27 protein-coding genes are annotated in these 25,275 nt (G+C 49.2%); 16 read left to right on the top strand and 11 right to left on the bottom strand.

From position 1 onward, the window contains the following. Positions 1–290: 290 nt before the first annotated feature. The 4 genes from FFM79_RS06490 to FFM79_RS06475 all read right to left on the bottom strand — a co-directional run bounded on the left by FFM79_RS06490 (position 291) and on the right by FFM79_RS06475 (position 4,241). Positions 291–1,577: an NAD(P)H-dependent oxidoreductase gene (locus FFM79_RS06490; protein ID WP_137642658.1), complete on the bottom strand. Its 1,287-nt coding sequence runs from the start codon at positions 1,575–1,577 to the stop codon at positions 291–293. A gap of 15 nt (positions 1,578–1,592) precedes the next feature. Continuing rightward, on the bottom strand, positions 1,593–2,201 hold the full coding sequence (locus FFM79_RS06485) for an NADPH-dependent FMN reductase (RefSeq protein WP_137642657.1): 609 nt from the start codon (positions 2,199–2,201) through the stop codon (positions 1,593–1,595). A 218-nt stretch (positions 2,202–2,419) separates the two neighbouring features. After that, a complete protein-coding gene (gene lplA / locus FFM79_RS06480) occupies positions 2,420–3,436 on the bottom strand; it encodes a lipoate--protein ligase (RefSeq protein WP_137642656.1) in 1,017 nt (338 codons plus the stop codon). Positions 3,437–3,449: 13 nt separating this feature from the next. Then, on the bottom strand, positions 3,450–4,241 hold the full coding sequence (locus tag FFM79_RS06475; RefSeq protein ID WP_137642655.1) for a tyrosine-protein phosphatase: 792 nt from the start codon (positions 4,239–4,241) through the stop codon (positions 3,450–3,452). A gap of 193 nt (positions 4,242–4,434) precedes the next feature. Here FFM79_RS06475 and FFM79_RS06470 point away from each other — a divergent pair, with 193 nt between their 5' ends. Together FFM79_RS06470 and FFM79_RS06465 are read left to right on the top strand one after the other, a co-directional pair. Then, positions 4,435–5,070, top strand: a complete 636-nt coding sequence (locus FFM79_RS06470) for a carbonic anhydrase family protein (protein WP_137642654.1) — start codon at positions 4,435–4,437, stop codon at positions 5,068–5,070. 22 nt (positions 5,071–5,092) lie between these two features. Further along, a complete protein-coding gene (locus tag FFM79_RS06465) occupies positions 5,093–5,902 on the top strand; it encodes an alpha/beta hydrolase (protein ID WP_137642653.1) in 810 nt (269 codons plus the stop codon). 198 nt (positions 5,903–6,100) lie between these two features. On the opposite strand, the gene FFM79_RS06460 is transcribed toward FFM79_RS06465, so the two are convergent. Continuing rightward, positions 6,101–7,075 (bottom strand): asparaginase, encoded by a 975-nt coding sequence (locus FFM79_RS06460; RefSeq protein WP_137642652.1) that lies wholly within the window; start codon positions 7,073–7,075, stop codon positions 6,101–6,103. 377 nt (positions 7,076–7,452) lie between these two features. On the opposite strand from FFM79_RS06460, the gene FFM79_RS06455 reads away from it, so the two are divergent. The 6 genes from FFM79_RS06455 to FFM79_RS06430 are packed head-to-tail and all read left to right on the top strand — an operon-like array spanning position 7,453 to position 12,401. Beyond that, on the top strand, positions 7,453–8,211 hold the full coding sequence (locus FFM79_RS06455; RefSeq protein WP_137642651.1) for an ABC transporter ATP-binding protein: 759 nt from the start codon (positions 7,453–7,455) through the stop codon (positions 8,209–8,211). 24 nt (positions 8,212–8,235) lie between these two features. Continuing rightward, positions 8,236–10,026, top strand: coding sequence for an FtsX-like permease family protein (locus tag FFM79_RS06450; protein WP_137642650.1), 1,791 nt, complete (start codon positions 8,236–8,238; stop codon positions 10,024–10,026). Between the two features lie 22 nt (positions 10,027–10,048). Further along, on the top strand, positions 10,049–10,321 hold the full coding sequence (locus tag FFM79_RS06445) for a hypothetical protein (RefSeq protein WP_137642649.1): 273 nt from the start codon (positions 10,049–10,051) through the stop codon (positions 10,319–10,321). A gap of 28 nt (positions 10,322–10,349) precedes the next feature. Beyond that, positions 10,350–10,721, top strand: coding sequence for a GntR family transcriptional regulator (locus FFM79_RS06440; protein WP_137642648.1), 372 nt, complete (start codon positions 10,350–10,352; stop codon positions 10,719–10,721). After that, entirely contained in the window at positions 10,718–11,596 is an 879-nt protein-coding gene (locus FFM79_RS06435) for an ATP-binding cassette domain-containing protein (RefSeq protein ID WP_137642647.1), read from the top strand. Before FFM79_RS06440 ends, FFM79_RS06435 begins: the two co-directional genes overlap by 4 nt. Next, on the top strand, positions 11,586–12,401 hold the full coding sequence (locus FFM79_RS06430; RefSeq protein ID WP_137642646.1) for an ABC transporter permease: 816 nt from the start codon (positions 11,586–11,588) through the stop codon (positions 12,399–12,401). The genes FFM79_RS06435 and FFM79_RS06430 overlap by 11 nt, the downstream gene beginning before the upstream one ends. A gap of 106 nt (positions 12,402–12,507) precedes the next feature. On the opposite strand, the gene FFM79_RS12735 is transcribed toward FFM79_RS06430, so the two are convergent. Beyond that, positions 12,508–12,630: a hypothetical protein gene (locus FFM79_RS12735; protein ID WP_263854455.1), complete on the bottom strand. Its 123-nt coding sequence runs from the start codon at positions 12,628–12,630 to the stop codon at positions 12,508–12,510. A 182-nt stretch (positions 12,631–12,812) separates the two neighbouring features. Between FFM79_RS12735 and FFM79_RS06420 the strand changes: the two genes are divergently transcribed. Beyond that, positions 12,813–13,763 (top strand): sugar-binding transcriptional regulator, encoded by a 951-nt coding sequence (locus tag FFM79_RS06420; protein WP_137642645.1) that lies wholly within the window; start codon positions 12,813–12,815, stop codon positions 13,761–13,763. 464 nt (positions 13,764–14,227) lie between these two features. Here FFM79_RS06420 and FFM79_RS06415 read toward each other — a convergent pair whose 3' ends face one another. Continuing rightward, positions 14,228–14,698: a universal stress protein gene (locus tag FFM79_RS06415; RefSeq protein ID WP_137642644.1), complete on the bottom strand. Its 471-nt coding sequence runs from the start codon at positions 14,696–14,698 to the stop codon at positions 14,228–14,230. Between the two features lie 273 nt (positions 14,699–14,971). Between FFM79_RS06415 and FFM79_RS06410 the strand changes: the two genes are divergently transcribed. From FFM79_RS06410 to FFM79_RS12620, 3 genes are all read left to right on the top strand, one after another. After that, entirely contained in the window at positions 14,972–15,208 is a 237-nt protein-coding gene (locus FFM79_RS06410; protein WP_137642643.1) for a hypothetical protein, read from the top strand. Positions 15,209–15,291: 83 nt separating this feature from the next. After that, positions 15,292–15,708, top strand: a complete 417-nt coding sequence (locus tag FFM79_RS06405) for a GtrA family protein (RefSeq protein WP_137642642.1) — start codon at positions 15,292–15,294, stop codon at positions 15,706–15,708. 272 nt (positions 15,709–15,980) lie between these two features. After that, positions 15,981–16,151, top strand: coding sequence for a hypothetical protein (locus FFM79_RS12620; RefSeq protein WP_170177401.1), 171 nt, complete (start codon positions 15,981–15,983; stop codon positions 16,149–16,151). A gap of 70 nt (positions 16,152–16,221) precedes the next feature. On the opposite strand, the gene FFM79_RS06400 is transcribed toward FFM79_RS12620, so the two are convergent. The 3 genes from FFM79_RS06400 to FFM79_RS06390 form a co-directional block, all read right to left on the bottom strand. Beyond that, positions 16,222–17,421: a MalY/PatB family protein gene (locus tag FFM79_RS06400; protein WP_137642641.1), complete on the bottom strand. Its 1,200-nt coding sequence runs from the start codon at positions 17,419–17,421 to the stop codon at positions 16,222–16,224. Between the two features lie 382 nt (positions 17,422–17,803). Beyond that, positions 17,804–18,301 carry an NUDIX hydrolase gene (locus tag FFM79_RS06395; protein ID WP_137642640.1) on the bottom strand — a complete coding sequence of 166 codons (498 nt, stop codon included), beginning with the start codon at positions 18,299–18,301 and terminating at the stop codon, positions 17,804–17,806. 214 nt (positions 18,302–18,515) lie between these two features. Then, positions 18,516–19,154, bottom strand: coding sequence for an LVIS_2131 family protein (locus FFM79_RS06390; protein WP_137642639.1), 639 nt, complete (start codon positions 19,152–19,154; stop codon positions 18,516–18,518). A 198-nt stretch (positions 19,155–19,352) separates the two neighbouring features. Here FFM79_RS06390 and FFM79_RS06385 point away from each other — a divergent pair, with 198 nt between their 5' ends. Then, positions 19,353–19,670, top strand: coding sequence for a hypothetical protein (locus tag FFM79_RS06385; RefSeq protein ID WP_137642638.1), 318 nt, complete (start codon positions 19,353–19,355; stop codon positions 19,668–19,670). Positions 19,671–19,780: 110 nt separating this feature from the next. Here FFM79_RS06385 and FFM79_RS06380 read toward each other — a convergent pair whose 3' ends face one another. After that, positions 19,781–21,472, bottom strand: coding sequence for a glycoside hydrolase family 13 protein (locus FFM79_RS06380; RefSeq protein ID WP_137642637.1), 1,692 nt, complete (start codon positions 21,470–21,472; stop codon positions 19,781–19,783). A gap of 124 nt (positions 21,473–21,596) precedes the next feature. Here FFM79_RS06380 and thrC point away from each other — a divergent pair, with 124 nt between their 5' ends. The 3 genes from thrC to FFM79_RS06365 all read left to right on the top strand — a co-directional run bounded on the left by thrC (position 21,597) and on the right by FFM79_RS06365 (position 25,045). Further along, positions 21,597–23,099 (top strand): threonine synthase, encoded by a 1,503-nt coding sequence (gene thrC / locus FFM79_RS06375; RefSeq protein WP_137642636.1) that lies wholly within the window; start codon positions 21,597–21,599, stop codon positions 23,097–23,099. A gap of 4 nt (positions 23,100–23,103) precedes the next feature. Next, the gene (locus FFM79_RS06370; protein ID WP_137642635.1) at positions 23,104–23,901 is read left to right on the top strand and encodes a Cof-type HAD-IIB family hydrolase; all 798 of its coding nucleotides are present in this window, start codon (positions 23,104–23,106) and stop codon (positions 23,899–23,901) included. Positions 23,902–24,406: 505 nt separating this feature from the next. Further along, a complete protein-coding gene (locus FFM79_RS06365) occupies positions 24,407–25,045 on the top strand; it encodes a pentapeptide repeat-containing protein (protein WP_170177400.1) in 639 nt (212 codons plus the stop codon). Positions 25,046–25,275: the final 230 nt, after the last annotated feature.

The following is a 25,275-nucleotide window of genomic DNA, read 5'->3' as shown; positions in this document are numbered from 1 at the left end:
TTTTCACCATCATTTTAGCAATCCGACCATTCACTGTCAACGAATTTCTTAACTTTATCCAGTTACAAACATTTTAATGTTCGTGTTTTTATTTTTAAGCTAAATGACTTATAAACTAATCTTTCAACAATTATGATACTAAATCACCGGTGATAACTGAACTACTGGCTAACCGTTCGCCTTTAAAACTGAAATTGTTTATAAATACTTTTATAGTTCAATTTCCGAACAATAAAAAAAGGCCTAACCGGCATAACCCGGTTAGGTCTAGATACACAGATTCAATTAATTTAGCTGTTTGAAGAAGCGCCCGAAACGCTATCAACTGCTGGTTCCGGTTTGGCAGCCGGTTTCGGCGCCGGTGCGGACGTATCGGCTGAGGCACCCGAAACACCATCTGGTTGTTGTGGGGCCGCGGCGTTAGCGGAAGCACCCGAAACGCTATCGGTTTTCGCGTTCGGATCCGGTGCTAACGTTTGGCCGGTTTGCTTCAAGTAGTAGTTAACGATTGGCATTAAGTCGAGTACGAACTCGTTAATCCCCTTATAGGTCCCCTGGTCATTATGCAAAGCTTGGTAGTAGTGCATGATGTACTTATCAGGTCCCATGCCGGGAACCGGAAGCTTGAAGAGGTCGGTCTTGCCGCTACGTAACATGTTAACGGCCTGCTTAACGTGGTCAATCGCCCGCTTCGGATGACAATCGGCTAACGGGTTCCCCGCTTGAGCCGGCGTTCTGGAAGCCAGCATTTGGTCCGCGTCCATCTGATGGTTATAGTAGAGGAACTGGTTGTTTTCATCCGCATAAGTCAGTTCCATTGGCATTGAGTTCAAGAACCAGTTTAACTGGTTGACGGTCAGCACCCCGCGGTCCAGCTTAACGTAGTCGTCACCTTCCGCAGCGTTGGTCTTAGCAGCGGCTTGTTCAACCCAGTCCGCCGCGTGCATGTCGACACCCTTAATGGTCGTATCAACTTCACCCTGCGCTTCGAGGTCTTCACTTTCCCAGTCGTCGGGATTGTTCCGCGCGTTCAACTTATTGATCACCTTAACGAACTTCAAGAACTTGGTTAACGTTTCTTGGAGAAACTTGACCGTCCCCTGATCCTTAAGGTTGCCCTGCTCATCAAAGGCTTCCTTAACTTTACCAAGTAAGAATTCGTTACCGGGCATCACGACCGCATCCACGCCGGGCGATTCCAGAATTTGGCGCAAGTTTAACTGGGCCCGCGAAGAACCTTGATCATAATAGGACGCCCCGACGATCATGACGGGCTTACCTGATAGTGGGTGAATTTTAAATGAAAGCCATTCAATGACACTCTTTAACGCGGCCGTAATTGTATGGTTATGTTCGGGCGTCGCTAAAATAACCCCGTCTGCTTGCAAGATTTTGTTCTTTAAGTACTGAACGGCTTCGCTTTCCGTTTGGTCGTCACTTTGGTTAAACATTGGGACGTCTTGAATGTCGAGCACTTCAATATCCGCCATTGAACTGCAGTGGTTTGCAATGAACTTTAATAAGGTCCGGTTATATGATTGGTCTTCAACCGTCCCCGCAATTCCAACTAATTTCATGTTTAAAACTCCCCTCTATAGATTAGCCCAGTCTAAATCGCGAACTTCTTGATAAGTCGTAGCGTTGGCATTGGACAGCTTCTTAGTGATCTCAACGAAAGTCTGGAAATCATCGAATAAGCCTGATAATTTGGCCGCCTTTTGTTCGTCCTTTAAGTTACCGTCATCGTCAAACGCTTGTAACGAGTGGCCCAATAAGAATTCCGAACTAGGCATAATCCGGGCCCGTAATTCTGGTGAATCCAAAATCTGCCGCAGATGTGCTTGAGCCCGTGATGTCCCCAGCGAACCGTAGGAGGCCCCAATAATCATAACTGGCTTATCAACAAACGGATGAATATGGAATGACAGCCATTCCAGTGCGTTCATTAAAACGGCCGGTGCCGAATGATCGTATTCTGGCGTACTGATAATGACCCCGTCGGCTTTGGCAATCTTGTCCGCCATCGCCTGCGCCTTGGCCGGAATTTTCCGGTCCTGCGGCTTGTTGAACATCGGTAAGTCCTTGATTTCCATTAACTCAATCGTTGCCTGGTCCGCAAAATGATTGTGCATGTATTGAAGCAACTGCCGATTAGTTGAATTGGTCGAGTTAGTCCCGACTAAGCCAATAAATTGATGCATTGAAAACAACTCCCTCGTTAATTAATAGTCGAAAAATATATTATTTTAAATTCAATATCTATATTGTAATAGATTTCACTAAGGAAAGCAAAGGTTATTTAAGCGTTTTCAAAAACAAGGTCGTAACCGCCAAACCGGAAGATTAGCTTGCTACTAATAGCCTTCAAGCCGACTAGCAACCGCAAGCCCCCGGAACGCGGTTATTCGGATGGGACGCTTTACGCATCCTGATCCGTAATCAAATGAACAATTGCACTAGGTTCGATTTTGCCAAAATAGTTGGTCAAGTCGAGGTCGCCTAACGCCGTTGCAACTGCGGCGGGATCGTAAGTGACTCCCTGTAAGTGGTCGATCACTGTTTGAACCGGTTGCGCGCCGAAAAAGTCCCCGTAAATCGTCGTTGCGGCAATCTTGCCAGCCTGAATGGCTAACCGAAATTCAACCGTCCCGCCATCAAAGTGTTGCCGGTGCTTGACCGTGAAATCCGGTTCCGCACCGTAGATCCAGTCGTGGTTCCGGAAGTACTTCTGATTCAGGCGTTCCACGCCGGCTTGGGCAACGGCATCTAATTCGTAGTGCTTAGCCTGGCTCAAATCACTAACCCCTAAAATTTCGCGCGCTAAGATATCCCGAAATTCTTCAATCGTTAGGTGCTGGTAGTCGGGCGCTAAGTACGGCCGTAAGTTCGTCACCCGGCTTCGAACCGATTTAATGCCCTTGGAAGCAATCTTATCGGCCGGAACGTTTAGAGCCTTTGCAATTTGCGTTTGGTCGACATCGTACATTAACGTCCCGTGAGAGAACATCCGGCCGTTTTCCACGTGCATGGCGTTTCCGGAGAACTTTTTCCCGTCAATGACTAAGTCGTTACGACCACTCATTTCAGCACGGGTCGCCCCCATCGTGTGGAGGGCGTTGATGACCGGGTCCGTGAACCGTTTAAAGTTCCCAAAACCGTCGCCGTCATCCTTCGTAATAAAACTAAAGCTAACGTTTCCAAGGTCGTCAAAAACCGCCCCACCGCCAGAGGTCCGGCGGGTCAGCGTAATGTTATGGTCCTCAACGTAACGTTGATTAATTTCCGCTAACACGTTTTGGTAGCGGCCAACAATAATGCACGGATCGTTAATGTAAAAATACAAAATGGGTTCGCTCAGATCCGCATTTTCCATTAAATAGGTTTCGATTGCCAAATTAGTTCGAATATCATGACTCGGACTCGCTAAATATCGCATGTTGCACTTCCTTTTAATCTAAATACAGTTTTTGTAAATCCGCTAACTCCTGCTTGGTTAGTTTGAGTTCCGTACGTAAGTAGTGCGGTAAGTTCCCTGATTGGTGTTCAATTTCCGTTAAGGCCGCGTTTAAGTAGGCCTCATCAACTGACCACAGGGCGCGGATACTAGCAACGGTTGCCGCTGAAGCACCGGCCGCCTTAGCATCCGCCGTGGCACCCTCGATTCGCTTAACGGACGCCGCGTTGGTCAATAAGTAATCTTGCTTAATCGTCTTAAAGTCAACTCCCAGCGCCGTCAATAAATAAATTGCGCCCATTCCCGTGCGGTCCTTACCGGCCGTGCAGTGAAATAGGAGGGTCTCATCCGGACGGTCATTGGCCAGCAGGGTGTCGAAGAAGCGCCGGTATTCGTCCTTCGCGTGCTGTTCAGTGACAATCATCCGGTAAACTTTCAACATGTGTTCAAAGCCACTATCCGGTTTTTTCTCCAAGTTCGCGGTCATTTTGTCCGTTCCGTCGGAATTCTTAGTTTCATCAACGTTAAAGACCGGCGCATAAATATACTTCGCGTTACCTGGCACCCGGTCCGGTTCATCCAGTACTTCTTGCGGGGAACGGAAATCCACGTCGTAGCGGACACCGTAATCATCCAAGAATTGCTGGTCTTGGGCCGTTAAATCGGCTAAACTGCCAGTTCGCATCAGTTTGTGCCATTTAATTGTACGACCATCCATCGTTGAATAGCCGCCGAGTTCTCGGAAATTAATTCCGCGTTGCATCGTTAGTAATCGTTCTTTTGCCATTTAAAGGCCACCTTTACTTTTCAGTTTTCCACTTTCCATTCTACCATTGTCCCCCCGCTACGCCGAATATCCCGCCTGTTGAAATTATTCAACTTAACGGTCGGGGGCGGTTGCACGCCGGTTCACTTGCAATCACCAGAAAACGAGTATAATCGAGGTAACAATGCAAACGTTACTTTATGGAGGTTTTTACATGACACTTAACTACGCAAACCAGGCCGCTTGGGCGTTTACCAGTGGCAACCAGCAATCCCCAATCGCGATTAATTCCGCTGAAACGCAGGCCTCACAACTCGCTGCCATTAGTTGGCGGGCGCTCTATCAAGCCACCAGCATCAGCGGTGAAGCCACGACGCTCAAAGCGCCCGGTACCGGTGCCGCCTACCTCAACGACCGCGACTTTGCCTTTCAGCAGTTGCACTTTCACGTTCCCGCAGAACACGTGCTGGATGGGCAGCGGGCGCCAATTGAATGGCACCTCGTTCACCAAAGTGCCAGCGGGCAATTGGCCGTTATCGCAATTTTTGGGCGCGTCGGTAAACCCAACCCGGCTTTTCAGGCCCTTCTTGATCAAATGACGCCCAACGCTAGCCACGAGCTAACTGAACCAGTCAACCTAACACCGCTCCTTCCGACAACCGGCACCGTCTACCACTATCTCGGCTCCCTAACCACGCCCCCGTTAAGTGAAGGCGTTGAATGGTACGTTTGTGCCGATGCTGTCATGCTCGGTGCGCAACAGCTGGCGGATTATCAGGCGCGCTTCCAGCCGAACAACCGCGACCTTCAGGACCGCCACGACCGGCCAATTATTGCCGAACGCTTCTAAAATGTGTCAGTGAGGTGACGCCATGTCCAAAAAACTAATCTGGAGCGGAATCGTGGCCGCCGTCTTCGTTTTGGCCGTCCTGGGAATCGGCTTGGCAACCCAGTTCAACCATGACCAATCAAGTCACGTGACGACCCAACAAAAGCGGCCGCTGATCATGATTGCGGGCAGCGATAGCACCCGCACTGATTTTAACGACATCATCGCGGGACTCGATACACAACATCCGCACCCGGTGATCAACGTGACCGTCACGGACCAGCAACAAATTGAATTTCAGCACACCCGCGTCAATAATACCGATTTAAACGACACCCTCATCGTGATTTACTTTGAGAACAGTACCGATAGCAACGCCAACATCGTGACGCAAACGAACGGCCTAGCAAAGGCGTTGACCCAGTTAAAACGCCGTTACCGGCTCACCACGGCTAACGCCCTCGGTTATTCCAACGGGGGTCTGATTTGGAGCCGTTATCTCGCTGGCTTAGCACCTTCCAAGGCCCTGCCAATCCACGACTTAATGCTACTTGGTACGCCCTTTTTAGGGACCGACCAAGCGCATCCCGACCGGGAATTATTTACGCCGTTGCGTCAGCACCGTCAAGCCTTTAAGGCCCTCCACGCCGTGGTCAACGTCGCTGGTGATACGAGTGCGGGGGACGATCAGGTCGTGCCGCTTTCCAGCGTCACGGCGGGTGGTCAGCTCTTCATGAACCAGGCTAAGCGCTACACGCAAATGACCGTTAATACGGCTGATATTCGGCACGGCAACTTGCTCCATGAACGCTACATTCTCCGTCTGATTCGGCAAAACTTACTCAACCAATAATTATCAGCTACGCTGACTGAGAATTCTTGAAAACTCAACTGGCATCTTTGTTAGCAGATCAACATCATATATCATAGAACCTAAGCAAATAGGACGAGCAACCCAAATTCGGTTACTCGTCCTATTTGCTTGTGCAGAGGCTACTAATATCACAGCCTCTTGTAGTGTTAAAAATCCAACTTAATTAAAATGCTGTCACTACGAGTTCGCAGTCGCTACGAAGCGGGCTAGTTCGTCCGCCGACATGCCAGCACTCACGCCCACCAACAGTTTGATGCGCGCCTTTTGACCATTCAAGCCCTGGCAAAAAATTACCCCCATCCGCTTCAACTGCACGCCCCCACCTTCATAGGCGTACACGTCCTGCGCAATCCCGTTGAAGCACCGGGAAACTAACACGACCGGAATATTCATATCCAATAACTTTTGCACGGCCGGGAGCGTTGCTGGTGGTAAGTTTCCCGCACCGAGGGCTTCAATCACGACCCCGTGGGTACTTGGCTGGGCAATGGCATCAAACAATTCGGGCCCCATCCCCGCGTACGCTTTAATGAGAAAAACGTTGTCGGTAACCGTTTGAATCGGGCAAACCGTCGACCGCAATAACGTTTCGAAGAAAACAACCCCCTGCTTGGCCACCAAACCAATCGGGCCAAAGGTCGGCGTCCGAAAAGTAGCCACGTTGGTCGTATGGGTCTTGGTCACGTAACGCGCGGAATGGATTTCATCGTTCATCACGACCAGTACGCCCTTGTCAGCGGCGTCCGGACTGCTGGCCGTTTGGATCGCGGTTTCCAAATTATGCAACCCGTCGGAACCAATTTCGTTGGCCGAACGCATCGCCCCCGTGACCACGACTGCCAGTTCGTTTGGCAACGTTAAATCTAAAAAGTAGGCCGTCTCTTCCAACGTATCAGTTCCGTGGGTAATGACGACCCCGTCCACCCCTTCGTGCGCCGCCTTATCAATGCGCTGTTTCAAGCGTAGCATTTCCGTTGGTGTCACGTGCGGCGACGGAATGTTGAAGACGTCCTCGGTTTCCAACTGAATGTCCGCACCAAACGAGCTCTGATATTGATCCAAGGGGTTTTCGGCACCGGGAGTCACGTTACCAGCGGCGTCCGCCGACATGGCAATCGTGCCACCAGTATGTAATACGAGTATGGTTTTCAAAAAAGCGCCTCCTATAATTTAATGATTAATTTAACCGATTAATAATTAGCACTCGTAATTTTAGGCTAGCCGGGGCCAAATTTCAATTAAAAACCGGTAAGTTTCCAAACCAACGCACTACCTTTCCACCTTCATTTTGAGACTTAGTTAGTTACACCGGCTGCTAGTAACGAACTAACTAACCCTTATTTTGCTCTCCTGACACGTATCAGTCCCCAATTACCCCAGCCAACAAACGCGATCATATCAACGATTAGCCGGCTAATGATAAAAAATTTGAGGTTACTAGTTGACAGGTAGGCTAGTTGCCTTTATAGTTAGTTACATAAGTAATCAACCAAATAACAAACTAACAACCACAAAAAAGGAGTTTCATTATGACAACGACACCAATTATGACGGTTACCGACCTCCACAAAACTTACGGCAAGCCCGGCACGAAACAATACGAAGCACTCAAAGGAATTGACTTTAACGTTCAAGCTGGCGAATTCGTCGGCATCATGGGCGCTTCCGGTTCCGGTAAAACGACCTTACTCAACATGTTAGCAACCCTTGATAAGCCGACTAGCGGTGAAGTCACGATTCACCAGCAGCCGATTACCCACCTCAAGGGTAACCAGTTAGCCGACTTTCGGGCCAAGGAAATTGGTTTCATTTTCCAAGACTTTAACTTACTAGAAACCATGACGGCCTTTGAAAACATCGCCCTACCGCTAACCTTACAAAATACACCGACTAAGCAAATCAAGCCGGCGGTTGAAAAAGTGGCCGGCCAACTGGGAATTGCCGAATTCTTAAGCAACTATCCCAATGAATTATCCGGTGGCCAAAAGCAACGAGTGGCCGCCGCCCGGGCTTTGATCAACGAACCCGCAATGCTGTTTGGTGACGAACCAACCGGGGCGCTTGATTCAAAATCCGCCCGCGAATTAATGGACCTATTTACGACCATTAACCAACGCCAAGCAGTTTCCATCCTGCTCGTGACACATGATCCGTTTTCCGCCAGTTTCTGCCAACGAATCCTGTTCATCAAGGACGGCCAAATTGGGCAAGAATTGAAACGGGGCACGGCAAGTCGGGCCGACTTCTACCAACAAATTTTGGACAACCTCGGCACCTTCGAACAATAATCGGGATTTAAAAAGGAGTTTACTATGTTAACAAAACTAGCAGTATCGGGGCTTAAACACCGCTGGCGCGACTACCTCGTTTTATTTTCAGGGTTAATCATGTCCAGCGCGATCTTCTACATGTTCGAAGCACTCGCAACCAATCAAGCCTTCTTAAAACAAAATACGTCCATTAGTATGGTCGGCTTTATTTTCCAATTTGGCTCAGTCTTATTAACCATCATCACGTTAGTTTACATTAGTTACGCTAATTCGTTCCTATTGAGTATGCGTAAGCGCGACTACGGGTTATTCATGCTCGTCGGGGCCCGCAAACGTAAAATTGGTCAATTAATTTGGCTAGAAACTTTGCTTGTGGGAATCATCGCAACGCTCGTCGGAATCATCGTGGGGACCGCCCTTACCGCCGGGATTAGTCAATTGCTGATCAACGCCCTGGGTCTCTCGATTCACAAGTTAGCCGCCTGGTACCTCCCAGCCGCCCTGGCGACTTTGATCTTGTACGTTGGTTTATTCTTACTAGCCGGATTGTTCAACTTAATTGCGTTAACTAAAACGCCGGCGTTGAAACTATTACACAGTAACGACCAACCCAACCGACCACAGCTCAAAGCTGGTCGGCAATGGGCCCAAATTATCATTGGGTTAGTTTCGATTTCAATTGGTTACTGGGCGATGGCTAACCTCGGCACGTTACAATTGGCCGGAATCGGTTTAGCGCTAGTGACCATCGTTTTAGGGACCTACTGCCTGTTTAACGCCATCTTCGTTTGGTTAATGGTCGTGTTAAAACGCTTCGCTTTTGCGCACCGCGGTTTAAATGGCTTTACCCTTTCACAACTAAGCTTCCGCATCCGGAACTACACGAAGATGCTGTCAATCGTTGCCATGTTGTTCGCGTTAGCACTGGGCGCGATTACCGTCGGGATGGGCTTCCACCGCGAAACGCCACTAATGGCCAAGTCCAGCAACGCTTACGACATGGGAATCGTCAACATGACGAAGGCCGAGCAAAGCAAAGTAGCGAGTCTCAAGCCAACCGAACAAACAACTTACCACTTTAAGACCAAGCAAAAGACCGTTTTTTACCGGGCCAGCGAATTCAACCAACACCCGTATCAAACGATCAAACTTGAAAGTCGGAACTCACTTGATGCAACGACTCAACGCTTAAAGGCTACTCAACTTGCCAAGTCACAGTTACGTTACCAGCTGATGCAATTACAAACACCGGCGTTCCAATACACGACACCGGTCTTCTTATCAGACGCTGCTTACGCCAAATTGGCGGAACCGCAAAACCGGTTGACAATTTTTGTCACGGATGACGTGACAGCCCACTTGGCAACCTTCAAGCAACTCGTTAAGAGCCAAAGCGACCGCAACCCGAGCATCAAAACGGGCGTCCTCGGGGGCCGTTACAGCAACTACGTCATGATCAACGGCATGTATTCTGGATTGGAATTCATGGGCTTGTTTCTAGGGATTGCGTTTCTCGCCATGCTTGCTAGTTGCCTGATGTTCAAAATTCTATCCGGCGCCAACGCCGATCAGCACCGTTACCAAATGCTAGCCAAAATTGGTACGACCGCTCACCAACAGCGTTCAGCAATTCGTAAAGAGATTGCGGTTCTGTTTATTTTACCCGGAATCGTTGGGGTCATTCACGTTCTGTTCGGCCTCAAGATGTTCTCAATGTTAATGGTGTCCTCACCCTACACCGGGATTTGGATTCCGTTCCTAATCTTTGCCGGGCTCTATTTAATCTACTACCTGATTACCGTTAATATTTATAAGCGCATCGTTTTACAATAATCTTTTAGGGGAGGAACCAATCATGGTATACTTTGGTTTAGTTGCACTATTGATCGTTATTACGCCGCTCCACCGGTACGTCTTGGCAAACCGGCGTCAGTTTTGGTTAGGCACGTTAATGCCGCTTTTATGGCTCACGGCTAGTATCGTCACCGCCAACCTTGTTCCGTTTGCACATCAAGATACGCTCCTCGTCGTTTTGGGCGCACTCCTCCTCTTATCCAGTTGGATTGCAGCGCGAATCGACCGAACGGAACACCAATTACAGGGACATCAAAAGATCGCAACCAAATAGCGTATTCCACTGCAATGAGGTGAAGAAAATGCAGTTCAACTTTAATAGTACGGAGCCAATTTACCGCCAAGTTGCTGATCAGATTGAAGAAGCAATCTTTACACGGACGTTTGCCGAGGGGGAACAAATCCCCTCCACAACTGAGGTTTCCAAGGAGTTTCACATTAATCCAGCCACCGTTTTGAAGGGCATGAATATCCTGGTTGATGCCCAACTAATTGAAAAACGGCGCGGAGTCGGGATGTTCGTCATCGCTGGCGCCCAAGCCCGCGTGGTTGAAAAACGCCGTAATCAGTTTTATGACGATTACGTGAAGAAACTGGTCAGTGAAGCCCGCAAGCTTCACCTGACCCAAGCAGAACTATCATCATTAATTGAACGGGGGTTTTCGGAACAATGAGTATTCAAATTCAGGCGATTCAGCAAGTTTTCCACAAGCATGTCGTGCTTGATAATTTGAATTTAACCATCGAACCAAATAAAATTTATGGCTTACTGGGCCGCAACGGCGCGGGGAAAAGTACCCTGCTAAACATCATTAGCAATCGGATTCAACCGACTAGTGGGCGGGTCGAAATTGATGGCGAGTCGGTCCACGACAACGACCGCGCCCTTGGGAAACTCTTCTTAATGAGCGAAGTGGACCTCTATAGCGAACGGAGTAAGGTCGCGCAACTTTTTAAGCTTACCGCCCAATTTTACGGCGACTTCGACTTTGATTACGCGGCCCGCTTGGCAAAAGCATTCGGACTTGATACTAACGCCCGCTTCGGTAAGCTTTCAACCGGGTACCGTTCGATCTTTAAGTTAATCTTGGCCCTCTGCGTGCCGGTTAACTATGTCTTTTTAGACGAACCAGTACTTGGACTGGACGCCAACCACCGCGACCTGTTTTATCAAGAATTGATTGAGACCTATAGCGAACGACCACGAACCTTCGTGATTTCGACCCATTTAATTGAAGAAATTGCCAACCTGATTGAGCACGTCTTCGTTTTAGATAATCACCACATTGTCGTCAACGGCGAAGTCAGCGACATTCTCGCCAAGGCCTACTTGATTTCTGGTCCTCAAACCGACGTTCAGCAATACACGGACGGGCTCAACGTCATTGGTGAAGACCATCTGGGCAGTATCACTGCCGAATACGTTTACGGGGCCCTAGATAATAACCGGCCAATTCCAGATACCGTGCAAATTGAGCACTTAGACTTACAGAAATTATTCGTTAGCTTAACCAACACTAAGGAGGCGTCCGGCAACCATGAACACTAAACTTAACGTTACGACCCGCTACCTGTTGACGGATCAGCTAAAAACCATGGGGCAATCCTTTCTGTGGTTACTCGCCGTTTTCTTCGGTCTCCCGTTTATTTATCGCATTTTAACGGGCTTCCGTTTTGAAAACTACTCGATTGTTTCTGCGCTCAATAACCTTGGTCTCGGTATCATGTTTGCCTTGTTCATGTTTGTTTTTCAGTCCTTGACTTACGACTACTTTAAGTTGTTCATCCAGAACGGTATCTCGCGGACGACTTACTGGCTTAGTCGCATTTACGCCATCATTATCATCAGCTTTATTGGCGAGCTGCTTTGCGCCCTTTATTCGTATGGTTTTTCCGCCCCAACTCGCGGTATGACCACGCACCAAATGCTCGATCAAACGGCCTACATGCTTTACGCCGACTGGCTTGGCAGCAACGTTTGGTTAAACCTCCTTGCCAGCATGTTCTTCATGTGGATCTTCTACATTGGTTGTGGGCTTCTGGGCATGGCCGTTGGTAGTTTGCTCGCGTTATTCAACAAGCATACGCAACGCATTCTGATTATGGTTATTCCAATTCTCGGCGTCTTTGCGCTTGGCATGCTGATTTCACTTACGAGTCCCAACACCCCGAAATTCATGCAAAGTAGCGGATTTGAAAACTTTCTGAAATTCATGATTGGCTATCCGCTGCATGGTCAGGCACTTAGCGGTAACTTCAACCCGATCATGCCAATTGTGTCGATGATCGTCGGCTGTGGCATCACTGGTGGGCTGAGCCTAATCTTCTATAAACGGCTCCACCTAAAGAATTAATCTAACGACAAACAGCACTGTCGAACGCGGCTAATAGCCCGGGTTCGGCGGTGCTGTTTTTGATTTAAATCTATTTGCGGTCACCCACAATCATTAGGGTGCCAGCCTAAATAACTGCCGTCGTCATGCACCCGACCAGGATCAAGAAAAGCCCCACAAAAACCTGACTTAGGTGATAGCTCGGCCGTTCGTGCAAAATCGCTAAGCCCCCCGTTGTGGAAATTACCACGCTTAATTGCCCAATAATATACGCATTGGTAACCCCCAACTGAGCGCGCCGCTAAAATGTAAACAAACGCCGCCGCGCCGTACAGCAAATTTTCAATCAAATTATACTTGCATCCGCACAAAATAGCGCTTACAATTCAAATTGCACAGATGTGCGCGTCACGATCAAAGGGGGAAGCAACCATGAATAAAACCCGGCAACAACTACTCGCTAAAATTAGCTATCTTTATTACGAACGCGACTATACTCAGTCACAAATTGCCAAGGAACTTAATATTTACCGCACCACAATTAGCCGAATGCTCAAACAGGCCCGGCGCGAAGGCATCGTTGAAATTAAGATCAACGATTTTGATTCGGAACTATTTAACCTGGAAGAACAACTCAAACACCGCTACGGGTTAAAAAATGCCCTCGTTATCGCAACCGAACCCCATGCCATCGCGGAACGGAAAGAGCAGCAGCTCTCCAGCGAAGCGGCGCAGTACTTGAAACAAATTATTAAACCGCATAACGTAGTGGGCTTCGCGTGGGGATCAATTTTAAGCGGCATGGTCGGTCAAATTAAAAATCCCATTCAAACCGACGCCCTCTTCGTCCCGCTGGTGGGTGGCCCCAGTCCGTCCAACGCCCAGTACCACGTTAACGGGATCGTTTACGACGCCGCTCGCACCTTTGGTGGTCGGAGCCTATTCGTCGACGCCGCGGCGGTCCAAGAATCCCAGTATATTCGCGACGGTATCATGGCCTCGAAATACTTTCACGAAATCCAGCACTGCTGGAACCACCTTGATATCGCCCTATTGGGGATTGGGGGCCCGTTAACGACCGCTAGCAGTTGCTGGCGCGACCTCTTAACCACGGAAGACCGCGCAATGCTGAAAGAACGACAAGCGATTGGTGACTGTTGTTGCACCTTTTTTGATAAGAACGGCAAAATTCTAAGTGGCAACCTCCTAAATCGGACCATCAGTATTCCGTTACCCCAACTCGCCAAAGTCCCGAACGCCATTGCGATTGCCCGGTCGCTCACCAAGGCGCCTTCCATCTTAGCGTTGCTAAAAATGGGCATCTTAACCACGTTGATCACCGACGCAGAAACCGCCCAGCGGGTGCTTGCGCTAGATGCCTAATTCGTCGTTAATCCAGGCTCAAAAGGGAGGCTATGATATTTGGTGTTGATTTGCTAAGAAGATTGCCACTTGAATTTTTAACCAGTTCGTTGTGACTAGCAAAACAGCAAGCAAGATTACGATAAATCTAGTAATCGTTCTGTCGAATCACTTTCATTAATTTTGACTCACTAAAATATTCCGTGAAGCTCAGAAAAAAGCCAGTCTAGCCAGCAGCGGGTGTAACCATGGCTCAACTGCGAAATTATTCTTGACCGGAAGTGGGCTGCTTCCGGCTTAGAATAAGGCTCGAATTTGAGATTGCTCAGTGGTTTTTCTGAGTGAGCTCAAATCGATGCCCGCAGTGTTCCAGCCACCCGGTTACACCCGCTGCTGGCGGCAATCCCAACACTAATTGGTATAGATTCTCAAAAGGACCCGCTAGTTGAAGACTTACCTCCAACTAACGGGTCCTGCGTTTCACGCTATTTTTCCACTTGGGTATTATCTAAATCAGTTTTCACGACAATCACGTCGGTCAACGCGTTACGCTGAACGTAAGTCGTGACGGAACCTTCCAGTACCCGCTCCATCGCGTTCAACCCGGTGGCTCCCATCATAATCAAATCGTTATGGTGATCCCGCACAAAGTCTTGCGAAATGATTGGCTTCGGGCTCCCCATCCGAATATGGAAGGAAATGTCCGTAAAGCCCGCCGCCTTAATCTTATCAATCTCTTTTTGTAAGTAGGCTTCGGAATCCTGAACCAGCTGGTAGGTAATATCGCCATCCGCCAGTCCGGCCAAATTATACCCAAATTGTCCGGGATCAATCACGGACAACATGTCAACGTGGGCCTGGTTACGTTTAGCAACCGCGACCGCCTTTTCTAAAGCAATCTCCGCCTGTTCAGAACCATCTAGGGGAACTAAAATATTCGTATATTCTTGTAACATCTGCGCCACACCCTTTCCGTCTTCTTAACTTATTTTACCATTCTTCGCTCGTGAATGCGTTGCCAAATGTTGACTAGCCTAACCATTCACCCACGGATCCCCGTTCGCCCAGTTTGCAAACTGACGGTCAAGCGCGCCCACACGTTGGTAGCCGGGCGCGGCCGGCCTCGTCCGGTTAATCTTAGTAACCATTACACAATATTTACATAAACAAAGCTGAATATTTACACCGACCCACTACAATTAAAGGTAATCATCAGGGGGGCGATGTGCATGTTAGCAATGAAATTACCGCCAGTAACGCTGGCCCAGGAAACGGTCGTCGTGAATGGCGAACTCTCTTATCAATTGCAACTGACCCGACATTATTTTGGCAAGCATCCCTTAGAACTCAAGATTACGGCCGCCACGTTACTCGGTTGCTTCACCGTTAATCAAGAATCTTTTGACGACTTAGCGCTGGCCCGCGCGACCTTTGATGCCTATCTTAACGATTTAGTGCAAAAATAACGTTTTGCCAACCGCACCGCATGAATTGTGTTAGGATTAATAAAGCAAATAACGCGATATTCTAACAAGTGAGGTTCAAGCAAGTGGTGCAACTTATCAAGCAACTTTGGCGACGCTACCAGAGCGTTCTCGCCTACTTAATCTTCGGTGGCCTGACCACCCTAGTTAACTTAGTCGTTTTTTGGCTTTTTAATTTTATTTGGCCCTACTGGTTAGCCAACACGATTGCCTGGTTCCTATCAGTGCTTTTCGCTTACATTACCAATAAACTGTGGGTCTTCGACTCCAAAACGCCCACGACCAAGGCCGTCTTCCACGAAATGGTTTCATTTTTTGGATTCCGGTTACTCAGTTTCTTCGTTGACCAAGGCATCATGATCGTCGGGATTTCGGTCCTTCACGGTAACGACCTAATCGTTAAAATTATCGACCAAGTCATCATCGTCGTCATGAACTGGTTCTTCAGCAAACTGTTCATCTTTAAAAACCGGGCGTCATAACGTCCTAACCCAATAAAACCGTGCCCCGGAAATGTTCGGGGCACGGTTTTATTGGGTTCTATGATATATGGTGTTAATCCGCTAAAAAGGGGCTAGTTGAGTTTTCGACAAACTCACTATAACTGCCAAAATATTTTAAAGTCACCAATGCTCAACGCAACCCTTTTAGTCATTATTAACAAAAAATTCAAATTTCAATCACGGGATGGCTACTTTTACCCGTTACAATGAATCTATAAACTTGCTTAGTAGCTTCACAAAGGAGGGCCCCCATGTTTTTACTCATTTACTGTACGCTAGCCATGGCGGTATTTTTCTGGATGTTTGGTTTCCTTAAAGCTGCCGGTTCAATTGTCGTCATCGCACTTGCGGTTGGGGTGTACGCCCTAATTCGCTGGCGCCTCAACAAGCGACGCCGCACCATTACGAATAAAAGCCACTAAAATTTGAACCGGGAGCGGTTGTGCCCCTTTTTCCCTAGGATTTCTGGCTAGCGCCCGTGAAATCCTTTTTTTATTTGTTTTTTAAGGCCGTTAAACAGCGGACAATGTTGTCGGTCGCCCGGTGGACGTACTTCGGGTCGGTGGCTAAGTTCAAACGGACAAAGCCCTGGTAGTCCGGGCTAAACCACTCGCCGTAATCAACCGCAAGCCCACACTGGTCCTGAATAAAGGCCCGGGTAGCGGCCGGCGCCACGTCAGCGCGCAAATCTAGCCAGACGAGGTAGGTCCCCTGTAAATCGGTCACCTTGATTTCCGGGGCGTGCGCCGCTAGCGCCGACTTCAAGTACGCGTAGTTATCCCGAACAATCGCCAAAATATGGTCAAGCCACTCCGCCCCGTGCGCGTAAGCGGCGGCCCCGCCGGTCTGTCCGAGCACGTTAACTTCGGTCTGACTAAGCCGGTTAATTGCCGCGTCGTAGCGCGCCCGCAAGTCCGCATTCGGGATGATGACGTGCGAGTTTAACAAGCACGCCAGGTTAAAGGTCTTCGAAGGCGCGTTCACCACGATCACCCGGTCCTGAAAGCGACCATCGGCAATGCTAAGGGCCGAAATAAACGGATGGTTTTGCGGGTCAAGTTCAATATCCTGGTGAATTTCATCGGAGATCACCAACACATGGTACTGCTCACATAACGCTAGCAGCCGGGTCTCCTCTTCCTCAGTCCAAATCCGCCCGACCGGGTTGTGCGGCGAACACTGAATAAAGAGCCGGACCTCGTTCGTCCGAATTTTTTCAGCCACGTCGTCAAAGTCAATCGTATAATGACCCTGATCATTGATCAGTTTGGACGTCACTAATTGGCGGTGATTGTCTTGAATGGCGTTAAAAAATGGGTAGTAGACGGGCGTTAAAATCAAAACCCCGTCCCCTGGTTTGGTAAACGTGTTAACTAACGCGTATAACGAATTAACGACCCCACTCCCAAAGCGCAACCAATCTTTTTGCAACGTAAGGCCGTGCCGGGTTTGTTCCCAATTGAAAAAGGCTTGGTAGTAACTATCCGGGGTATACGAGTACCCGTAAATTCCGTGGGCGACCCGCTCGGTAATGGCCTGCGTGACCGCTTCTGGAACTTTAAACTCCATATCCGCAACCCACATTGCAATTAAATCCGGGTTCCCATACCGTTGATCCAAGGCATCCCATTTTAAAGAATTCGTATTGGCGCGATTCGTCGCGTACTGCTTAATAAACGTTGCTTGATCCATCTTCTCAAACCCCTTTCAATCTAAAAAAAGCTCCGTCCCTAACACTCGTTAAGGACGAAGTTTACACTCCGTGGTACCACCCACATTTACAGCTGACGCTGCCTTAACCGCGGCAATTGCCACGGCCAATCCGTTAGCGGGGATCCAACCGGGCCAGTAGCGTGAACCACTGACCAACTCCGAGTTCATCTTCACGCTACTTTGACCGGTCAACTTACACCAACCTTGACTCGCTAGGCGGTAAAATAACGCTACTCTTCTCATCAACATTTAATTTTTAAGTTGAGTCTAAGTTACAACGCTTGGCCGCAATTGTCAACTTGCAAGTAACTAGCCAAGCGAATTCGCTTACATCTTCACTTACAACTAAAAGCACCCCGGACTAGAAACAAGGGTCCTTTAAAACTTGGTAAGCGGCAATCGGCTGATCCGCAACTGGGAAGGCCCCCGTCATTAAAAAGCGCTTTGCCTGCATGACAGCTGGGGAACTGTTACCCCAGTTAAGAGCCGTTAACGGCACGCGGGCCGCCCCCGCTGAGAGGGCTTGCGTGTATGCGGGCCGCTCCGTGATCAGTTGCCCACCAACCGGCTCTAGTAAATAAAAAATATTGATCATCGTGGTCGGCATTCCTAGCGAAGCCAGTCCGGGCAAATGAAACTGAACCGTGCCCAACTGTTTAGCAATCACCGTTGCCAGGCCAGTTTGCGTTTGGGTAATTTGGCTAACGGCATCGCTTAACGGGGTTTCCGCAAAAATCGGGGCCGTCGCTAAATCGTACCGGTTTTTAAATGGTCCGGTTAAACACTTATTAACGATCATGGCTTGCTCGTTACCAATCACACCACAAATGTAGATGGGGGTTGCTTGTTCGCCAATCATTAGTACGTTCGCTTCTTTCTATCATTTGTTCACTAAAGTTAAGCGGATAAACTAGTCACCCTATAAATAAGTGACATTTTAATTTTACCGCACAATTAAAATAGTTATAGTAAAAAAGCATCCTAATATAAATATTTAATAACTTTTAACATCTGGGCAAAAAAAGGCGAACTCCGAGTGAACACCCGTCCCCCCTGAGTTCGACAGTGAAATCCTAATTTGACTGAATATCGGCCGTGTTGATAAACGATTGCTCGGGTACCCGAATCAACCAGCGGGTCATCGCCTGATGACCCACGTGGACGCCCAAGCCGTTCCAAAAGGTTGGTTGGTACGTCGCCGTCATTTTAACGACGTAGGCCCGTTCGTGCCGTTTATCCTGGCTAGCTAAAGCTTTCTGCGACCACGGGACTCCCGCGTCCGCAATCTTAACCTGGTTTAAATTACTTACAACGGTCGCCTTGTTACTTGAAACCGTGTAACGCGCCCCGTTTACCCAGTAATGATAAATATGCACCGGTTTCTTGTTAGTCCCACGCTCAACTGCCACGTAATACGACCCATCGGTTCCCACGCGTAAAACTAGCGGCTCGTATTGGTAACTGACCTTAACGGCCTTTTGATCAGCCAGGTCAACCCGCCGATTAAAAGTGGCGTAACCCATGCCGATGATCAGGCCAAAGCTAATGACCAATTCAACCGTTGTTATTAATAGACTTCCCCATTCAAACGTATGCTTGCGTTCGACAATCATCTTGATTCGCCGTACCCGAATATTATGAAAGACCCAGATAAACAGCGCTAAAACCACAATCCAAGCAATGATTCCAATCCAATTCCATGCAGAAGTCATTGATTGCCAACCCTTTCCCTATGACGTTATGTTATTACTTAATTGTAAATAATTCCGGGCTAAATAACAAGTCATCCCTCCAAGAAAAAGTTTTGCACAACCAGTTGGTTTAATTGTGAATTTTGTCACTGCCCCCTCCCAATGTAATCGGATTCATGTTAAAATGGACTTATCAACTAGTAGAAAGAAGGAGTCGCGATGATCGCATCACTAATTTACTGGGTCGTAGTTGTCGGCCTGATCGTCTGGGGTGTCTGGATGGCCATCTTAACCGCCTACTGGGCAAGCCAAAAACAAAACGGTAATATTTTCTTTATTGCAATTATGAATACCTTAGGATTACTTGCCGGTCTGTTAGTTTGGTGGGTCTTCAACAACCAACACTGGCAATACTACTGGCTTTCAAGTACCGTTGAAACGACCAGTCTTCTCGGCATTGTGCTGATTTGCTACGTCGTTTTAATCGTGATTGAATTTATTCAAGGCCGTGCCATCAAGCCAGCTCCTGCCAAATAATGGCAATCCACGAATAAGCTGTGACTTTCGTCGCAGCTTATTTTTTTATCTCCGAATATTAATAGTCGGAAACTTGCGTCGGCTAGCCAGCTTTTGGCCCCCTTCCTCCATTACTGTCGCGTGATCACGAAGCCGTCAGCGACCAGCACGCCAGCAATCACCCCGTTCCCCAGTTGGACGTCGCCCGCAATCTGAATGGGCTGCACACGTGCACTCAAATTAAACTGGGCGCAAAGTTGGCCGCGTTGCAGCGTTAACCAATCCGCGCCGCTGGCCCACTTAATTGTCGGGGCGTTCAGTTGGGGCGCGTTTTGGCGGCGAAATTTTACCAATTGTTTCACAAATTCGCGTAACCGCCGACCATCCGCCGTTGGTTGCCAGTCCATACACCGCCGGTTATCCGGGTCGGCCCCGCCCCTCAAACCAATTTCGGTACCGTAGTATAAACACGGACTCCCTGGCAGCAACATTAGTAAGGCGAGGGCCGCCTTAAAACGTGCCAGGTGGCCGTGTAAGGTCGTCCACAGTCGCGGCGTATCATGCGTATCAAGCGCGTTCAGCATGACCGCCTGGTTCGGCCAGCGATACTGCATAAGCTGCCGATTCGTTTTAGCAACGTAACTAGCGGGGGAAAGCGTCCGGTTAAACAGCGGCGCAATCAACCGCGTCAACGGATAATTCATGGCCGCATCAAACTTGCCGGGCCCAACTAACGCCTGCGCGCGGTGCCAAGCCTCGCCAACTAGGTAAATATCCGGCTTAAGCGTGCGGAGCGTGGCCGTCAGTGCGCGCCACAGAACGGGCGCCACCTCATCGGCCACGTCAAAGCGCCAGGCATCAATGTCGAAGTGCACCGTCCAGTAACGAGCGACCGCCGCCAAATACGCTTGCACCGCTGGTAACTGGGTATTTAGCTTGGGCATCGTTGGTTCAGTGCCAAAGGTTGCATAGTTCGGTACTGGTTGCGTCCGCACCGGCCAGCTCGCGACGTCAAACCAGTCCGCGTACGGAGAACTGGCCCCGAATTTCAGGACGGACTGCCACTGGGGCGCCTGCGCACCGAGGTGATTAAAGACTGCGTCTAGCATGATTTTCATTCCGTGGGCGTGAGCTACTTGAACGAGCCGGTGCAAGTCCGCTTCGTCTCCAAACTGGGGATCAATTTGAAATTCGTTGGTTGGATCATACTTATGGTTCGACGGCGCCGCAAAAAGGGGGCACAGGTATAACCCGTTGATTCCCAGAGTTGCTAAATCGTCTAAGTGGTCCGTTATTCCCGCGAGGTCGCCACCGTAAACGCTCGACCGGGTGACTGGCAGTTGCCCCCACGCACGGACGTGACCCGGATTACGCTGGTCGTCACCATCCGCAAACCGGTCCGGAAAGATTTGGTACCAAACGGTCTGGCCCGCCCAAGTCGGTGGCGCACTGGTCCAAGTAAAGGGGTAGTGGAAGTATTGGCTGGCTTGTGCCCATTCTGCTGACTGGTCCTTAAAAAAGCCAGCGTCACCGTAACCCATGGATTGCCCCGTTTGATCAACCACCCGAAACGCATACATCAAGCGGCGCGTGGGGACGGTCAAGGTGACGCACCAGTATTGCTGGCTTTCCGTTTGCACCCCGGGGTGTAGGTCGGCCCGTTGCAGTGGTTGGTGCGTCGGCCATAGGTACGGGTCGGCATAGTTTACTTCCACCCGTTGGATTGTCTGCAACGGCGTTTTCAACCGCAACAGCACCTGAAACTTACCCACGACGGCCGCGTCCTCACTTTCGGGCCGGTGTTCGATTCCTGCTAATTGCATCTTCCTCAATCCCCTCTTAATTAATTCGTAACCTGAATTCGCAACCGATTTAACGAAAACACCCCGTTCCGCCGGAATTTAGTGTATGATTTAGACAAAATCACCTTTGAAAGGAAGTCCATCCATGGAAACACTTTATCGAAGCACCCGTGACACCGCTAACCACACGATGACGAGCTCCCAAGCCGTCCTTCAGGGGCTGACCCCCGATGGTGGCCTCTTTGTGCCCGTCCAACTCCCAAAAGCGCAGCTTGATTTTGACTACCTTGCGACCTGCTCCTATCAAGAAGTGGCCTACGAAGTCCTCAAGCTATTCTTCACCGACTATACGGAAGCGGAGTTACGCGCCTGCATCAACGCGGCTTACGGTGATCAGTTCGATGATCCGGCAATTGCACCGGTAACTAAACACGGTCAGCAGTACTACCTCGAACTTTTCCACGGCCCAACGATTGCTTTCAAAGACTTAGCGTTACAAATCTTGCCCCACCTAATGACGACCGCCGCTAAAAAGAATCACTTAACGGCGGAAGTGGTCATCTTAACCGCCACCTCCGGTGATACCGGTAAGGCGGCCATGGCCGGCTTTGCTGACGTTCCGCAAACGAAAATCATCGTTTTCTATCCGAAGGACGGCGTTAGCGCGATTCAAAAACAACAAATGGTTACCCAGGCTGGCGCTAACACCCACGTGATCGCCATCAACGGTAACTTTGACGAAGCCCAAACGACCGTCAAGCAACTCCTTAACGATCATGAGTTGCACGAGCAGTTGCGGGCCCACCAGTTCCAATTTTCAAGTGCCAACTCGATCAACATTGGGCGGCTGTTCCCCCAAGTGGCCTACTACGTTTACGCGTACGCGCAACTAATTAAGCAGGGCCAAGTTAAAAACGGTCAAACGGTCAACTTTAGCGTGCCAACCGGAAACTTTGGCGATATTCTCGCCGGTTACTACGCCAAGCAACTCGGAACCCCGATTCATAAATTAATTTGTGCGTCGAATCGCAATAACGTCCTGACCGACTTTTTCAATACCGGGACCTACGATAAGAACCGGGAATTCTTCCTAACAAGTTCCCCGTCAATGGATATTTTAGTTTCCAGCAATTTGGAACGCCTGGTCTTCTACTTAACTGGATCGGATCCAATCGCGACCGCTAATCTGATGCATGACCTACAAACAACCGGGCGTTACACGCTGACACCAGCCATGCGCGCCGCGATCAAGGACTTCTGGGCCGGCTTTGTGACTGAGCAACAGGATCAAACTGAAATTCACCACCTGTTTGCGCGCCACCACTACCCAATCGATCCGCACACGGCGGTCGCTTCTGCGGTTGCGAAACAGTACCAAGCGGCCACCCGCGACGAACGGCCAATGGTCGTCGTTTCGACTGCCAGCCCGTACAAATTTCCGCAAGCGGTTCTGGGGGCCATTAACCAAACACCAACTGCGGCGGACGGTTTAACCGCGGTCGACCAGTTACACGACCTGATCCAGGTCCCGATTCCGGCAACCGTTCAAGCCCTGCGCAACGCCCCCGTTCGCCACAAACTCGTCAGCGAACCGGCCGACATGGGAACCACCATCAAACAGCTTTTAAATCTTAATAAGGAAGTGTGAGGACATGATTACCACCATTGCTTTGGATCTTGATAACACGTTGCTAACTTCGGAGAAGACGATTACGGCAAGAACCGCGACGGTGTTAAAAAAGCTTCATACCGCGGGCAAGCAGATCGTGCTTTGTACCGGTCGCCCCATTAAGGCGATTGCCCCGTTTCTCAAGCAACTGGAACTTAACCAGGAGCGCGACTACGCCATCACCTTCAACGGCGGTCTCGTTCAACAAAATACGACCGGCAAGGTGCTAGCCCGCACCAGTGTCAACAAGGCCAACTTGCAACCGCTCTTTGAACAGGCTAAGCAACGCGGCTTTTACCTGGACGTTTTGGGGCTGGACCAAGTTTACGCCATTACCGATTTAGGCAAGTCGCCCTACGAGGAGATGCTCAAGGGCCTGATGCCGTTTAGTGACGTTTCGTTTGCCGACCTTCCCGACCAGGAATATGGTAAGGTCGTCACGGCCGGGCCGGACGCCAAACAGTTACAAGCGCAACTGCCTAGTCAAATTACGGACTTCTTCCACGTGGTCCCGTCCCGGACGAACCTGCTCGAATACTTGCCACCACGGACCGATAAGGCCAATGGTTTGAAGGCCCTTCTGGACCATACCGGCGCCACCTTCGATAACCTAATGGCGTTTGGAGATCAAGAAAACGACCTCGGCATGCTGACGGCGGCTAAGGTCGGCGTTGCCATGGCAAATGCGATTCCCGCGGTCAAGGCGGCGACTAAGTACGCTACCAAGAGTAACGATGAAGACGGCGTCGCGGTGTTCTTAGAAGATTACTTTAACCTTTAACGCGTACGTTTCGGCTATTAACATGAGGTAACATCCACGAGGCTGTGATTAATATCACGGCCTCTTCTTTTGTCTCCAAATGATAATTCCGCTGACGCCCATTCATTGGCTCCACCCGCTTTTTAAACTACATTCGCGTTAGCTTCACTCTAGGCCGCCCGTCAACCACCGTCAATCAAAAACCGAAGATGCGAAGCTGACCTTACCAAGTCCAGCTCAGCATAATTTTTAGCCGCGTGATCCTTAACAAGCAAGCCAACCGAGGCATGGTTACTAACCGTTGATCAGCCGCGTTTTCCGGGTCGCTAAAATACGGCCCCACCGCGCTATCTAAAATTTTCATGATAATTTAGGGCTTAGATTGCGTCTCAGGCGACTTTTCACCGTTTGTTTTGGTTAATCACTTCAGCCAATCCCATTAACGGCCGTAAATCGCCTTAGTAATTTCTCATTAATTTACCGATAAAAATTGTTATGCTAAGGAAAACGAAACGGAGGAATCAACTTGGACCAACCCCGAATTGACCCGGATACTTTAAATCCCGGCGACTTTAATACTATTTATACCGATGAAGACCACCTACTAACCAACTGCGTTATTCGTGACGTTACACTACCAGCAACCACGCTGACGCATCCCATTTTTGACCACGTTTACTTTCAAAACGTGACTTTCACTGGATGGACGTTTGACCGTCTGGAAGTGGCCGACGTGCGGTTTGAACACTGCGACTTTTCAAACTGCCACTTTGAGGGCGCGAGCCTATTTCGCACACACTTTGATGGCTGTAAATTAGTGGGTCTCGACCTCACCAAGTCGGTACTTAATAACGTTCAGTTCACTAATTGCCGCCTTGACCTCGCCATCCTGTGTGAACTCAAAATGAAGGTCGTCAGCTTCCAACAAAGTAAGCTAACGGATGCCAGTTTGATGACCAACCAGTTTAGCCGGGTACGCTTCACGGCTTGTCAGCTCAACCAGGCTAGTTTCAACGAAACCAACTTAAAGGGTGTCGATCTCAGCAGTTGCGAGTTTGAACGTTTAGACGTTGACCTCAAGCTCGTGCGTGGTCTGCAAGTTAACCTTTATCAGGCGGCTAATCTGGCAACATTTCTCACCGGAATTGAAGTCAAATCAGACTAACTTACACCTTAAAATGAGCGTGTGCCAACAGGGCCCCGCCCCAATCGGTGTCAATGCTGCCGCCAGCAGCGGGGATAACCGGTTGGCTAGTCTTAACATTAATTACCACGGCTTACTTTAGCTTAGTTAGATTTGATATAGATGGTTATGCGGAGTGCTTACTAATTAAGAATAGCTTGCACGTTTATTTTTAGCAGATTAACACCGCATATTATTGAACCGATTATTAT

Source organism: Lactiplantibacillus modestisalitolerans, assembly GCF_005405425.1.
Classification (GTDB): Bacteria; Bacillota; Bacilli; order Lactobacillales; family Lactobacillaceae; genus Lactiplantibacillus; species Lactiplantibacillus modestisalitolerans.
Note: the sequence above shows the minus strand (reverse complement) of the source record. Positions and strands in the feature narration are given on the sequence as shown.